We start from the raw sequence: 14168 nt of genomic DNA, 5'->3' as shown, positions 1-14168 counted from the left end.
AGGCCCACCTGGCGTTCTTCACGGACCGCGCCGCCGCCGCGATCGCGGACGGCAAGCGCGAGTTCCTGGAGCTCGGCCGCCGGGCCGGCCGCTTCCCCAGCGCCTCCACCTCCGCCGACCCGGCCGACGCCACCGCCGAGATCAGCGTCTGGTGCAGCAACGACTACCTCGGCATGGGCCAGCAGCCGCAGGTCATGGCGGCGATGCGGGACGCCGTGGAGCGCTACGGCGCCGGCTCCGGCGGCTCCCGCAACATCGGCGGCACCAACCACGTCCACGTCCAGCTGGAGGCGGAACTCGCCGCGCTGCACGGCAAGGAGGCGGCGCTGCTGTTCACCTCCGGCTACACCGCGAACGACGGCGCCCTGACGGTGATCGCGGGCGCGGTCCCGGACTGCGTGGTCTTCTCGGACGAGCTGAACCACGCCTCCATCATCGACGGGCTGCGGCACAGCGGCGCGGCCAAGCGCATCTTCCGCCACAACGACGCCGCGCACCTGGAGGAGCTGATCGCGGCCGAGGCGCCGGAGCGGCCGAAGCTGATCGTGCTGGAGTCGGTGTACTCGATGTCCGGCGACGTCGCGCCGATCCGCGAGGTCACCGAGATCGCCCGCAGGTACGGGGCGACGATCTTCCTCGACGAGGTCCACGCGGTGGGCATGTACGGGCCGCGCGGCGCCGGCATAGCGGCCCGCGAGGGCCTGGCCGACGAGATCGACGTGGTTATGGGCACCCTCGGCAAGGGCTTCGGCACCGCCGGCGGCTACATCGCGGGCCCCGCCGCGCTGATCGACGCCGTACGGACCCTGTCGCGGCCGTTCGTCTTCACCACCTCCCTCCCGCCGGCGGTCGCGGCGGGCGCGCTGGCCGCCGTACGCCACCTGGCGGGCTCGGACACCGAGCGGACCGCGCTGCACCGCAACGCGCGGCTGCTGCACGGGCTGCTGCGGGAGCGGGGCATCCCGTTCCTGTCGGACGAGTCGCACATCGTGTCGGTGCTGATCGGCGAGGACGCGGCCTGCAAGAAGGCCTCGGCGCTGCTGCTGGAGCGGTACCGGATCTACGTCCAGTCCATCAACGCGCCGAGCGTGAAGACCGGCGAGGAGATCCTGCGCATCGCGCCGGGCGCGCTGCCCGAGCCGGCCGAGGTGGAGAAGTTCGTCGAGGCGCTCGACACGGTCTGGCTCGAACTGGGCCTGCCGCGGACCGGCGCATGAGCGAGGCGTCCTCGTCCTCGTCGGTGGCGTCCGTCCTGGCGGAGTCGGCCGCCCGGCGGCCCGCGCACCCCGCGCTGGTCTTCGGGGACCGCTCGTACTCCTACGCGGAGCTCTGGGACGGCGCCCTGCGGTACGCGGCCGCGCTGCGCGCCCGGGGTCTGGGCGCCGGGGACCGGGTCGCGCTGCTGCTGCCCAACACCCCGGCGTTCCCGATGGCCTACTACGGGACCCTCGCCCTGGGCTGCACCGCCGTACCGGTCCACGAGCACTCCCGGGCCCCGGAGATCGCCCACGTCCTGCGGGACTCGGGGGCCGTGGCCCTGGTCTGCGCGGACTCCCTGCTGCCCGAGGCGGCCGCCGTCGCCCGGGCGGCGGGGGTGACGCTGCTCGGCCTGCGCGACGGGGACGGGGACGGCGACGGCGACGGGCCGGACGGAACCGGGGAACTCCCCCGGCTGGACCGGGAGGCGGAGCGGTCCGAGCCCCTCGCGGGGCTGGTCCCGCGCGCCCCCCGGGACGTCGCGGTCGTCCTCTACACCTCCGGCACCACCGGAGCGCCCAAGGGCGTGATGCTCACGCACCACAGCGTGCTCATGAACATCACGACCACCGCCCGCACCCCCTTCGCCTTCGAGGCGGACGACGTGCTCCTCGGCACGCTGCCGCTGTCGCACACCTTCGGCCAGATCTGCGGGATGGGCGTGTGCTTCCACGCCGGCGCCACCCTGGTGCTGATGTCCCGCTTCTGCGGCGCGCGCGCACTGGACCTGATGGCCGCCCACGGGTGCACGGTCGTCATGGGCGTGCCGACCATGTACCTGGCCCTGCTGGACGCGGCCGGACGCGATCCGCGCCGCCCCCCGCTGAGGCGCGCCTACTCGGGCGGCTCCTCGCTGCCCCCGGCGGTGCTGCGGCGCGTCGAGGAGGCGCTGGGCGCCCCCGTCTACGAGGGCTACGGGCTCACCGAGACCTCCCCCAGCGTGAGTTACAACCAGCCGGGGCTGGAGCGCAGGCCCGGGACGGTCGGCCTGCCGATCCCCGGCGTCGAGGTCGCCATCGCGGCCGCCGACGAGGCGCGGCGGATCCGGCTGCTGCCGGCGGGCGAGCGCGGGGAGATCGTGGTCCGCGGCCACGGGCTGATGGCCGGCTATCTGAACCGGCCCGAGGCCACCGCCGAGGTGCTGGTGGACGGCTGGCTGCGCACCGGGGACATCGGGACGCGGGAGGCGGACGGCTACCTGCGCGTCCTGGACCGCAAGAAGGACGTGGTGATCCGCGGCGGTTACAACGTCTACCCGCGCGAGGTGGAGGAAGTCCTCCTGGCCCACCCGGCGGTGGCCCAGGCCGCGGTCGTCGGCCTGCCCCACGAACGGCTCGGCGAGGAGGTCGGCGCGGTGCTGCGGACCGTGCCGGGCGTCCGGCCGGACCCGCGGCTGGCCGAGGAGATCACCGCCTGGAGCGGGGAGCGGCTGGCGCGGTACAAGTACCCTCGCCGGATCGTGTTCACCGAGGCCTATCCCGTCGGGCCCACGGGGAAGATCCTCAAGGCCGAACTGGCCGGATTCTTCCGGTAGACCGCCGCAACCGGTCGCCGTGGGAGGGCCGGTTCACCCGCTGCGAGAAGATGTAAAACCCACGCACTCAGGAGGCAACACCCGTGGAAAAGACCGCCGCCCGACCCGTCGCCAGGACCCGACGGGACCAGCTCCGCAACGGTGGCCGGGCCACGCTCATCGGCACCGGCTTCGGCGTGATGTGGTTCGCCCTGGGGCAGGCCGTGGTGCACGGGGCGGCCCGCCCGTTCGTCCTCGCGGCCGGCGCGCTGCTGTTCGCCGCGAGCGCCTCGGCGGTCGCCCGTCTCTTCCTCCTGGCCCGGCGCACCCCCGCCGGCGAGAAGGGCACTCCGCCGGCACCGGGCGGCGGCGGCCCGAAGTTCCTCACCGTGCTGCTGATCGAGGTCGCCGTCCTCGGTGCGGGCAACAACTACATACGCACCGGCCTGGACCGCCCCGAGATGATGCTGAGCTGGTCGGCCCTGGTGGTCGGCGCGCACTTCTTCCCGATGGCCAAGACCCTGCGCGCCCCGATGCTGCGCTGGGTCGGCGCCGCGATGCTGGCCACCGTCGCCCTCGCCGCCGTCGCCGTCCTGGGGCTGGGGGCGGAGAAGGAGGCCTGGCGGTACGTCCCGGGCCTGGGCTGCGCGGCCGTCCTCTGGGCGGGCTCGGCCTTCACCGGCTGGCGGGCCGGCCGCAAGGCGTAGCCCCGAGTACGGCGAAGGGCGCGCCCGGGAACACCGGGCGCGCCCTTCGCCGTACGGCAGGGAAGTGCCCGGTTCAGATCCAGCCCTGCTCCACGGCGATCCGGGCCGCGTCGAAGCGGTTGCGGCCGCCGAGCTTCTTGATGGAGGCCGAGGTGACGTTGCGTACGGTTCCGGCCGCCAGGTAGAGCTCCGCCGCGATCTCCTTGACGGTGGCCCCCCCGGCCGTGAGCCGCAGCACCTGGGACTCCCGGGTGCTCAGCTTCGTCGTCGGCCCGGTACCCGGGTTGCCCAGCCCCATCGCACTGCTGGCCAGCGACGGAGCCATCGTGACGCAGCCCGCCGCCACGCCCTTGAGGGTGGCGATCAGCCGGGGCAGCCCCGTGTCGGTCGGGACGATGCCGTGCACTCCGGCCGCCATCGCGCGGCCCACCACCGCAGGGCGATTTCCGGCCATCATCAGCACGATTCCGCAGGCGGGCACCCTGGCCCGTACCGCCGACGCGAGACGCAGTACGTCATCGCCCACCGGGGTGTCTTCCAGCAGGACGACATCGGGCGAATGACGGTGAACAAGTGACAGGACGTGCTGAGGGTCGGTTTCCGCGGCGATTACCTCTATGCCGCCCGACGATCGGAGGGCTTCGACGAGCGCCTCAAGAAAGAGAACCCGGCTGCCGCCGACAATGACGCTGATAGCCATGGTGAATCCCCTGAATGAACCGTGGGGCCGTGTTCTACCTTTGGGTTTCCACGGTCCAGCCACTGAGCTGTTGGGTTATCTCCAGTGCCCGGCGGCAAATACTGTCGCCTGACGCCGGTGGTTCCAGTACATCGGAGACCGTCTGGAACAGGACGAGCTGGACGCACCCGTCGGAGGGGCGGACCGCCACGTGTTCCAGGCCGTCCGCGGGAGTGGCCACGGACCTCAACAACGAGGCGAGGAGGAGCGGATCCGGCGGCCCGGCCGTTCCTGCGGCCGGGGCGCGAAGGGAAACCGCGGTCATGAGCATGCGAGTCGACTAATCCTGGTTCAGGTGGTACTCGGTGACGATGGAGATCTCCGGCAGTACGTCGTCCGGGGCGATGACGTCCCAGTTCTGGTTCTCCGCGGTAACCCTGGTTTCCTGACCCGGCCGGGATTCCTGGGCGGGGCCGAAGAGGAAGAGACCGGCGGCGGCGAGGGCGGCGATGGAAGCGACACCGGCGAGACGACGGAACTGCAGCATGATTTTCCCCCTGGAAAAGCGTCCGTAAAGCGGGAGTCAACCCGGCGTTCGCCGCCGGGCCGCTCCTTCCTTCTGCATCCAGCTTGCTTTACGGAAGACCCCGAGTGGAAGCGGATCCGCTGGCAGGAAGAACCTCGTGGCAGCTCGGTGCCAACCTCGCAACGAGGGTGCACGGAAGTAGCCATCCACCTGCGGCGTCTCATATGTTGACCGCATCGGCGCGGCTCAAGGAAGAGTGAGCGGCGGGGGACCGAAGGAACGACACCATGCTGGAACTACTGGGACTGGACGCACAAACCGCGGACGTATACGGACTCATGCTGGCGAACCACGCATGGGGGGTCACGGAGATCGCCCGACGACTCCGGATCACCACCGCCGATGTGCGCGAGTCATTGGAAAAACTGACCGATCTGCGCCTTCTGCACCGATCGGCCATCGGGGACGAACTGCAGCCCGCCGATCCCGCGTTGGGACTGCGCGAGCTGCTCAACGAACGCAAGCGCGAACTGGAGAGCAGACAGGAGGCAGTGGCCCGCTGCGAGGCCGACATGGCCAAGCTGGTGAGCACGTACAGCGAGCTCTACACCGGTCAGACCCAACGCGTCGCCCAGCAGTTCCTCGGCATCGAGTCGGTGCAGAACCGGATCAGGGAGCTCGCCTCCGAGGCTACCTCGGAGTGCCTGACCTTCAATCCCGGGGGCGCCCAGTCTCAAGCCAGCCTTGAGGCCAGTAAGCCGCTCGACCGCGACTCCCTCGACCGGGGAGTGCGGATGCGCACGGTCTACCTGGACAGCGTCCGCAACGACTCGGCGACCACCGAGTACGCGGAGTGGCTGACCGACCTGGGAGGCGAGGTGCGCACCGTGCCCTCGCTGCCGGTGCGCATGCTCATCTTCGACCGGAAGACGGTCATCGTTCCGGCCGATCCGGAGAACACCCGCAAGGGCGCGGTGCAGTTGACGGAGCCGGGCGTGGTCGTCGGACTGTCCGGGCTCTTCGACCAGATCTGGGAGACGGCCGTACCGCTGGGCACCCGCCAGGACCGTGACGACCAGGGCCTGACCCGCCAGGAGAAGGAACTGCTGCGGCTGCTGGGCAGCGGGCTCACCGACGAGGCCGCCGGACGCCAGCTGGGCCTGTCCCTGCGGACGGTCCGGCGGATGATGGCCGAGCTGATGAAACGTCTCGGCGCCGGAAGCCGCTTCGAGGCGGGCCTGCGGGCGGCCCAGCGCGACTGGATCTGACCCGGACCGGGCGGCGGCCGGCCAGGCTCGTCTCGGGCTCCGGCCGGCGGGTCCGGCTCAGGCCCGGCCGGCCCGGCCCCCGCTCAGGCCGGCGGGGGCTGCGGGTCGAGCCAGCCGCTGCGGGTGGCCAGGACGCCCGCCTCGAAGCGGCTGCCCGCCCCGAGTTGCTCCATCAGTTCGGCCACGATGCGGCGTACGGTCCGCTCGGAGGCACCCAGGCGGCGGGCGATGGCCTCGTCCGTCGCCCCGGCCGCGAGCAGCGAGAGCACCGTGGACTCCCGGTCGTCCAGCCCCGTCCGCGTCCTCACCCCGCCGTCGGCCTCCGCACCCGGCAGCGGCAGCGGGGCCGAGGTCACCCAGCAGTGCTCGAAGATCTGGTGGAAGACCAGGGCCAGCGGACCGCCGTGCACCAGCAGGGCCGCCAGCTGGCCCTCGGGGGCGGGCGCCGGGATCATCGCCGCCGAACCGTCCACCACGATCATCCGCAGCGGCAGCAGCTGCGCCGTCTTCACCTTGCCGCCGAGCGCCTGCAGCCCGTCGAGGTAGGCGGCCATGTGCGGGACGGCGGCGGTGGAGTGCAGGTGCACGGTACGGATCCGGATGCCCTGGGCGAGGGCCTGCCGGTCGCGGGCCAGGCCCTCCTCGGCCATCTCCGGCGGCACGGCCTTCCCCGGGTGCAGGGAGACGATCTCCTGCTTCGCGGAACGGGTGATGTCCTCCAGCGCGGCGGTCACCCGGGCCGCCCCCGTCAGCAGTTCGGTGCCGGCGTCGGCCAGCTGCCCGGCGTGCACGGGGTGGTAGTCGGCGACGATCCGGCTGACCGCGTCCCACACCTGGTGCAGTTCCCTCGTCAGACCGTCGAGCGCCTGCCGGCCGTGGCCCAGCAGATGCCCCAGCGCCCCGCTCGGCGCGGCCGCCGCCCAGCCGCTGGGCGCGTGCGGGTTCGTACCCAGCAGCCGCAGGTCCGCCAGCCGCAGGATCGCCCCCGTGACCTGCTCGTTCGACCAGCCCTGCGCGTCCGCGAACGCGTGCGGCTCCCAGTCGGGATGCCGTAGCGCGTGGGCGTACAGCACCCGCATCCGATCCTGAATCCCGTTGTCCCCCATCGCTTCCCCCCGTTGCGCATTACCAGTGCCCAATCGGCTGCGCAATGTACTTCAAGGACAACAGGGCCGTCCGGACCAACCAGTTCGTGAGATGCGTGAACGCTGGACCAAAGGGCGTGTCCGGGAACGGCCACGGCCTGATCCGGCAGCCCCGAAGACCTGGGCACGGGGCCGGATTCGAGCCAGGATCGAGAAGTCCGCGAGAGCCGGGCCGCGCCTCCCGACCACGGCGCAGGCCCCTCCCGCGCTGCTCTCTCCTGCCGTGAACCGACCCGTCTCCACCGACGAACAACGGGGTACTCCGCCATGCGCTCTCTCTCCCGCGTCCTGCTCACCGGACTCGCCGCCTCCCTCATCTGGGGCGCGGTCCCCGCCTCCTCGAACGACGCCCCGGCCGCCGTCGCCCTGGCGTCCGTCCAGTGACGGGCCGGCAGCCCGCCGGTCCGCGCGCCGTCCACGTCCAACCGTCCAGGAAGCGATCGTGATCTTCGGAAGCGTGCACGACATCGTCACCGACGACCTGTTCCTCAACCTCCACGGCTTCCACGGCCGCCTGCGCGTCCTGCTGAAGCTGGAGGGGCTCAACCCGGCCGGATCCGTCAAGCTCAAGACCGCCGTCGCCCTGGTGGAGGACCTGGAGTCCCGCGGGCTGCTGCGGGAGGGCTCCCGCGTCATCGAGTCGACCTCGGGGAACCTCGGGGTGGCCCTCGCGATGGTCTGCGCCGCCAAGCGCTACCGGCTGACCGTGGTCTCCGACCCCAACGCCAACGCCCAGAGCCTGCGGCTGATGCAGGTGCTCGGGGCGGAGCTGGTGATCGTGCGGGAGCGCGACGCGAACGGCGGGTTCCTGCAGACCCGGATCCGCCTCATCGAGCAGCGGCTCGCGGAGGACCCCGAACTGATCTGGCTCGACCAGTACGCCAACCCCGCGTCGGTGGCCACCCACGCCGCCCGCACCGCCCACTCCATCCGCACCTCGGTCGGCGACCCCGACTACCTGTTCGTCGGCACCGGCACCGCCGGCACGCTGATGGGCTGCGCCAGCTACTTCAGGCCGCCCTCGCGGACCCGGGTCGTCGCCGTCGACTCCGTCGGCTCGGTCACCTTCGGCGGGCCGGCCGGCCCCCGGCACATCCCGGGCCTCGGCTCCAGCCGCGAGCCCCGCCTCTTCGACGCGCACCAGGTCCACCGGACGGTCGCGGTGCCCGAGGAGGACGCCGTACGCATGTGCCGCCGGCTCGCCGCCGACTACGGGCTGCTCGTCGGCGGATCCACCGGCACGGTCCTGGCCGGGGTCGAGCGCCTCGCGGGCGAACTGGAGGACCACAGCACGATCGTGGTCGTCTCCCCCGACTTCGGCGACCGCTACCTCGACACCGTCTACGACGACGACTGGGCCGACCTGCGGCTGCCCGACTGGCGCGGCGAGCCCGCGCGGCAGGCCCCCGCCCACACCTGAGCAACCCGAGGGATCCACCACACCATGACCACCACCTTCGACGTCGTCCCCGGCAGCGTCGCCTCCCGCGTCCTCGACGGGGACCGCGCCGCCGTCATCGACCTGGTGCGCTCCGCGTACCTGACCCACGAGGAGGGGCGCAGCGTCAACCCCGACAGCTACTTCCTACGCTTCCCCGAGAAGCCCGACGCCCGGATCATCGCGCTGCCCGCCTACCTCGGCGGCTCCACCGACCTGGCCGGGATCAAGTGGATAGCCAGCTTCCCGTCCAACGTCGCCGAGGGGAACCCGCGCGCCTCCGCCGTGCTCGTCCTCAACGACTACCGCACCGGCTACCCCGTCGCCCTGCTGGAGGCGGCCGGCATCAGCGCCGCCCGCACCGCCGCGTCCGCGGCCCTCGCGGCCCGCACCCTGGGCGGCGGGGCCGCGCTGACCGGGCGGACCGCCGTCGTCGGCGCCGGGGTCATCGCCCGCACCATCACCGACTACCTCGCCGCCGCCGGCTGGCAGCCGTCCGAGGTGCTCTGCCACGACCTGGACGAGACCTCCGCCGCCCGGCTCGCCGGACACATCGGCTCCCTCGGCTTCGACGCCCGTACGACGGGCTCCCTCGACGAGGCCCTCGACTGCGACCTGGTCGTCCTCGCCACCACCGCCGCGCGGCCCTACGTACCGGCCACGACGGAGCTGCGCCCCGGGCAGCTGGTGCTGAACGTCTCGCTGCGCGACCTGCCGCCCGAGCTGCTGCTGCGCACGGAGAACGTCCTCGACGACGTCGAGCACTGCATGAAGGCGCAGACCTCCCCGCACCTGGCCGAACAGCTCACCGGCGGGCGGGAGTTCGTCACCGGGACGCTGGCCCAGGTGCTGACCGGCGAGGTGAAGCCCGATCCGGGCCGCGCCGTCGTCTTCTCCCCGTTCGGCCTGGGCGTCCTCGACCTCGCGGTCGGCGCGCACGTCCTCCAGCAGGCCCGCGAACTCGGCGAGACCGTCCCGGTGCCCGGCTTCTTCGGTCAGGAACGCAGGTGGTAGCCCCCGGCACGGCCGCCGTGCGGATCGCCCTGGTCGGCGCCGGACCGCGCGCCCTGTCCGTCCTGGAGCGGATCTGCGCGCTCTGCGCCGAGCACGGCGTCCGGGCGGACGTGGAGGTCGTCGACCCGGGCACCCCCGGTACCGGCCTCCACCGCCCGCAGCCCGACCACCTCCTGCTGAACACCATCGCCGCCCAGGTCACCGGCTTCGCGGACCCGGCCATGCTCGGCCGCCCCGACGCCGGACCGGGCGGGCCGACGCTCTTCTCGTGGGCCCGCGAACGCGGCCTCGGCCGGACCGGCTCGGGCTGGTCGTACGGGGGCCGGGGCCGCCCGGTGCGGCCCGCCGACTACCTGCCCCGGCGGGTGCTCGGCGAGTACCTCGCCTGGTGCTGGCGGGAGATCGCCGACCGGGCCGGACCCGGCGTGCGGATCACCCATCACCGGGCCGAGGTCACCGACGTGGTCCGGACCGGCGGCGGGGAGCGGCTGCTGCTCTCCGACGGCCGGAGCGTCGAGGCCGACTCCGTGGTGCTCGCCCTCGGCCACGGCCTGCCCGGCGACGCCCGCCCGGAGCCCGCCGACCGCCGGATCCGCGTCCCCTACCCGCTGCCCGACGCGGTGGCCCCCGTCCCCGACGGGGCGCGGGTGGCCGTACTCGGCACCGGCCTCGCCGCGATGGACGTCATCGCCGCCCTGACGGTCGGCCGCGGCGGCCGCCTGACCGGCGGCCCCGACGGCCGGCCCCGCTACCTGCCCAGCGGACGCGAACCCCGCATCACCTGGGTGAGCCGCTCCGGCCTCCCGTACCGCTCGCGGCCGGAGTTCCACCCCGACCGGGTGGCCCCGCCCGCCCGGCACTTCACCCCCGCGGCGGTCCGCGCCCTGCGCACCGCCGCCGGGGACGGCCGGATCGACTTCGAGCGCGAGCTGCTGCCCCTGCTGCGGGCCGAGCTGGACGACCGGCTCGGCCCCGGCTCCGCGCACACCGGCGCCGGCCTGCTCGCCGAGCGGGTGCCCGAGGAGGCGCTGACCGACGCCGTCCAGTACGCCAAGTGGTTCCTCCACAGCGTGCAGGAGGACCTCGAACAGGCGCTGATCGGCGTCGAGGACAGCCCGCTGAAGGCCGCCCTCGAAGTCCTGCGCGACCACCGCGAGACGATCCGGCTGGCCGTGGACGCGCCGGGCCTGACCCCGGAGTCCACCCGCTGGTTCTTCACCCGGTTCACGGGCGAGCTCAACCGGCTGGTGACCGGCCCGCACGCGGAGCGCACCGCCGAGGTCCTGGCCATCGCCGAGGCGGGCGTCCTCACCCCCGGGCCGGGACCCGCGCCCGCGCTCGTACAGCGGGACCTGGGCTGGGACGTGGTGTCCACCGGGCTCGCCGAGGAGGCGAGCGTACGGGTCGACTGGCTGGTCGGCGCCCATCTGCCCGCCCTCGCCGGCGCGGAGCTCCCGGCCGCCGAGGAGGGCGGCCGGGAGCGGGACCTGCTCGGGCGGCTGCTCGGACGGGGCCGGCTGCGCCGGCTCACGGCGGCCGGCGCCCCGCTCGGCATCGAGGTCGACGCCGCCCTGCGCGTCCGGGACGCGGCCGGCCTCGTCTCGCCCACCCTCTCGGCCTTCGGCCCCCTCACCGAGGGGTCCACCTTCTACAACCACTACGTCCCGTCGCCCGGTTCGCCCTCCCGCGCCCTGCGCGAGGCCGACCTGCTGGCGGCGCGACTCCTCCGGCTCGACCAGACCCGGGCCCAGGCCCCGGAACAGGATCAGGAAGCGGCGTCATGAAGATCAGGAACCGTGAGCACTACACCCCGTGGGTGCCCGGATCGGTGCGGCGCGAGACCCTCGCCGCCCAGGCCGACGGCTGGCGCTGTCCCACCACCGGCGCCGTGCCGCCGCCCATCGCGCTCGGCGTGACCTTCGGCCGGGACGGCGGCTACGAGACCCCTGGCGGCCGCGCCTACCTCCGCGACCAGGGCACCCCCGCCTACGAGCAGGCCGAGCTGGTCGTCGCCGGGCTGGAGGGCGGCTCCGACGCCACCCTGTTCTCCTCCGGCATGGCGGCGGCCACCGCCGTCTTCCAGTGCCTGCCCGACCGGGCCCGGGTGGTGGTCTCCGAGACCCTCTACTTCGGCCTGACCAAGTGGCTGCTGGAGTTCGCCCCGCAGCGCGGCCTCGACGTGGTCCGGGTGGACACCACCGACCTGGAGGCGGTTCGCGGGGCCCTGGCCGCCGCGCCCACCACCCTGCTGTGGATCGAGACCCCGGCCAACCCGACCTGGCTGGTCACCGACATCGCCGGCTGCGCGGCGCTGGCCCGCGAGGCGGGCGCCCTGCTGGCCGTGGACAACACCGTCGCCACCCCCGTCCACACCCGGCCGCTGGAGCTGGGCGCGGACATCGTCATGCACTCCGCCACCAAGTACCTCAACGGGCACTCCGACATCATGGCCGGGTTCCTGGTCGTCGGGGAGCGCGGCGGCGAGGGCCGCGGCGCGCTCCTGGACGAGCTGTGGGAGCGGATCGACCTGCACCGCAAGCTCACCGGTCCGATCCTGGGCACGCTGGAGACGTACCTGCTGGTCCGCGGCATGCGCACGCTGCACCCCCGGATGCGGCAGATCTCCGCGACCGCCCTGGAGATCGCCGAGCACTTCGACGGCCACCCGCTGGTGAGCCGGGTCGCCTACCCGGGCCTCGCCTCCGACCCCGGCCACACGGTGGCGGCCCGTCAGATGACCGGCGGCTTCAGCGGGATGCTCTCCCTGTACGTGGACGGGCCCTGGGAGCGGTCGCTGCAGACGGCGAAGAACTGCGGGCTGTTCATCCGCGCCACCTCGCTGGGCGGTACCGAGAGCCTGATCGAGCACCGGTTCACCTTCGAGGGCGCGGGCAGCCGCTCGCCGCGCGAGATGGTCCGCCTCTCCATCGGCCTGGAGCACCCGGCCGACCTGATCGCCGACCTGGAACAGGCACTGGAACGTGCCGCTAAGGAGATCTGACACCGTGTCCACCGCCACCGAACCCGCCGCGGCCGAACCGGCCGCCGAGCCGGCCGCTGATCAGGCCGCCGATCAGGCCGCCCGTCCGGCCGCCGGTACCGCTAAGCCGGCCGGGGCCTCCGAGGCCGCCCCCGGCCCGCGTCCCTCGCTGCGCCGGGACGTCTCCTTCTCCGCGCTCCTCGCCGGCCTGATCGCGGTGATCGTCTCCTACTCCGGCCCGCTGGTCGTCGTCCTGGCCGCCGCCCGCGCCGGGCACCTGGACCAGGCGCACACCGCCTCCTGGGTCTGGGCGGTCTCCATCGGCTCCGGCCTGACCTGCCTGTTCCTCAGCTGGCGCACCCGGATGCCGATCATCACCGCCTGGTCCACGCCCGGCGTGGCCCTGCTGATGACCAACCTCGGCGACTACCCGTACGCCCAGGCCGTCGGCGCCTTCCTGATCAGCGCCGTGGCCATCGCGGTGATCGGCTACAGCGGCCTGTTCGGCCGGCTGATGCGGGCCGTGCCGACCGGGGTGGTCAACGCGATGCTCGCGGGCATCCTCTTCTCCTTCGGCGTCAACATCTTCACCGAGCTGAAGGCCTCCCCGGCGATCGTCCTCGGCGCCTTCACCGCCTTCTTCGCGATGAAGCGGATCAGCGTCCGCTGGGCCGTCCCGGTCGCCCTGCTGGTGGGCGTCGGCGCCGCCCTGGCGACCACCGGGCTGGACTTCGGGCTGGGCGAGGGCAGCGTCCTGGTGCACCCCGTCCTCACCACGCCGGAGTTCTCGGTGGCGGCGCTGATCGGCATCGCGGTGCCGCTCGCCGTCGTCACCCTCGCCTCGCAGAACGCCCCGGGCGCCGCCGTCCTGGAGGGCGCCGGGTACCGGCCGGACGACCGGCTGCTGATCGGCTCCACCGGTGCGATGTCCGTCCTGCTGGCCCCGTTCGGCTCGCACGCGGTCAACCTCGCCGCCATCACCGCCGCCATCTGCACCGGGCCGGAGGCCCACCCGGACCCGCGCCGCCGCTACATCGCGGGCATGTCCTGCGGGTTCTGGTACCTGCTGATCGGCTCCTGCGGCGGGGTGCTGGTCATCCTGTTCGCGGGCCTGCCGACGGCGCTGATCGCGGTCGTCGCCGGGGTGGCGCTGCTGGGCGCCCTCCAGGGCAGCCTGACCACCGCCCTCGGCGAGGCCGGCACCCGGGACGCCGCGGTGGTCACCTTCCTGTGCACCGCGTCGGGCATGAGCCTGTTCGGCATCGGCTCCGCCTTCTGGGGCCTGGTGCTGGGCCTGCTCACGCACGCCCTGCTGAACGCCGGGCTCTCCCGTGGCGCCCGGAACGCCTGAGCGGACGCGGGCGGCCGTCGTGGTCACGGTCGCCGCTCCCTTCACCGGCCCCCTGGCCCACCAGGGGTACCGGCTCTACCGGGAGCTGCTCGACGCCCTGCACCGGCTCCCGGGGGACACCCGGGAGCCGGTGCTGTGGCGCTGGATCGACACGGCGGACGGCGCCGGCGGCGCGGAGGACATCGCCGCAGGTACACCGACCTGACCGATTCGGCCCCGCCGACGTGACATTCCGCCGGTTCCCGGTGGCGTCCCCCACGGGACCCGAACATCATCGAAATCCGAGGCCC

The 14168-nt window shown here is 73.4% G+C and carries 13 protein-coding genes; 10 read left to right on the top strand and 3 right to left on the bottom strand.

Annotated elements, in window-relative coordinates:
* Positions 1-8: 8 nt before the first annotated feature.
* The 3 genes from hemA to AB0F18_RS02925 all read left to right on the top strand — a co-directional run bounded on the left by hemA (position 9) and on the right by AB0F18_RS02925 (position 3477).
* Entirely contained in the window at positions 9-1217 is a 1209-nt protein-coding gene (gene hemA / locus AB0F18_RS02935; RefSeq protein ID WP_362054390.1) for a 5-aminolevulinate synthase, read from the top strand.
* Entirely contained in the window at positions 1214-2791 is a 1578-nt protein-coding gene (locus AB0F18_RS02930) for an AMP-binding protein (protein WP_362054217.1), read from the top strand. Before hemA ends, AB0F18_RS02930 begins: the two co-directional genes overlap by 4 nt.
* Before the next feature lie 83 nt (positions 2792-2874).
* On the top strand, positions 2875-3477 hold the full coding sequence (locus AB0F18_RS02925) for a hypothetical protein (RefSeq protein ID WP_362054214.1): 603 nt from the start codon (positions 2875-2877) through the stop codon (positions 3475-3477).
* Between the two features lie 73 nt (positions 3478-3550).
* Here AB0F18_RS02925 and AB0F18_RS02920 read toward each other — a convergent pair whose 3' ends face one another.
* Positions 3551-4003, bottom strand: a complete 453-nt coding sequence (locus AB0F18_RS02920) for a response regulator transcription factor (RefSeq protein ID WP_362054211.1) — start codon at positions 4001-4003, stop codon at positions 3551-3553.
* A 493-nt stretch (positions 4004-4496) separates the two neighbouring features.
* A complete protein-coding gene (locus tag AB0F18_RS02915; protein WP_362054208.1) occupies positions 4497-4703 on the bottom strand; it encodes a hypothetical protein in 207 nt (68 codons plus the stop codon).
* A gap of 266 nt (positions 4704-4969) precedes the next feature.
* Here AB0F18_RS02915 and AB0F18_RS02910 point away from each other — a divergent pair, with 266 nt between their 5' ends.
* Entirely contained in the window at positions 4970-5950 is a 981-nt protein-coding gene (locus AB0F18_RS02910; RefSeq protein ID WP_362054205.1) for a LuxR C-terminal-related transcriptional regulator, read from the top strand.
* Between the two features lie 83 nt (positions 5951-6033).
* Here AB0F18_RS02910 and AB0F18_RS02905 read toward each other — a convergent pair whose 3' ends face one another.
* The gene (locus AB0F18_RS02905) at positions 6034-7023 is read right to left on the bottom strand and encodes a LuxR C-terminal-related transcriptional regulator (protein WP_362054202.1); all 990 of its coding nucleotides are present in this window, start codon (positions 7021-7023) and stop codon (positions 6034-6036) included.
* A 514-nt stretch (positions 7024-7537) separates the two neighbouring features.
* On the opposite strand from AB0F18_RS02905, the gene sbnA reads away from it, so the two are divergent.
* From sbnA to AB0F18_RS02875, 6 genes are read left to right on the top strand one after another with little or no spacing between them, the layout of a single operon-like run.
* Positions 7538-8515, top strand: a complete 978-nt coding sequence (gene sbnA, locus AB0F18_RS02900; protein ID WP_362054199.1) for a 2,3-diaminopropionate biosynthesis protein SbnA — start codon at positions 7538-7540, stop codon at positions 8513-8515.
* Between the two features lie 24 nt (positions 8516-8539).
* Positions 8540-9547, top strand: coding sequence for a 2,3-diaminopropionate biosynthesis protein SbnB (sbnB, locus tag AB0F18_RS02895; RefSeq protein WP_362054196.1), 1008 nt, complete (start codon positions 8540-8542; stop codon positions 9545-9547).
* On the top strand, positions 9541-11331 hold the full coding sequence (locus AB0F18_RS02890) for an FAD/NAD(P)-binding protein (RefSeq protein ID WP_362054193.1): 1791 nt from the start codon (positions 9541-9543) through the stop codon (positions 11329-11331). The genes sbnB and AB0F18_RS02890 overlap by 7 nt, the downstream gene beginning before the upstream one ends.
* A complete protein-coding gene (locus tag AB0F18_RS02885; RefSeq protein WP_362054190.1) occupies positions 11328-12548 on the top strand; it encodes a PLP-dependent aspartate aminotransferase family protein in 1221 nt (406 codons plus the stop codon). Before AB0F18_RS02890 ends, AB0F18_RS02885 begins: the two co-directional genes overlap by 4 nt.
* A 4-nt stretch (positions 12549-12552) precedes the next feature.
* Complete coding sequence (locus AB0F18_RS02880; RefSeq protein WP_362054187.1) at positions 12553-13878, top strand: benzoate/H(+) symporter BenE family transporter; 1326 nt, start codon at positions 12553-12555, stop codon at positions 13876-13878.
* 19 nt (positions 13879-13897) lie between these two features.
* Positions 13898-14083: a hypothetical protein gene (locus AB0F18_RS02875; RefSeq protein WP_362054184.1), complete on the top strand. Its 186-nt coding sequence runs from the start codon at positions 13898-13900 to the stop codon at positions 14081-14083.
* Positions 14084-14168 lie beyond the last annotated feature (85 nt).

This window comes from Streptomyces sp. NPDC029216, from assembly GCF_040648015.1.
Classification (GTDB): Bacteria; Actinomycetota; Actinomycetes; order Streptomycetales; family Streptomycetaceae; genus Streptomyces.
The sequence above is the reverse complement of the archived record's forward strand: the minus strand, read 5'-3'. Positions and strand labels throughout refer to the sequence as shown.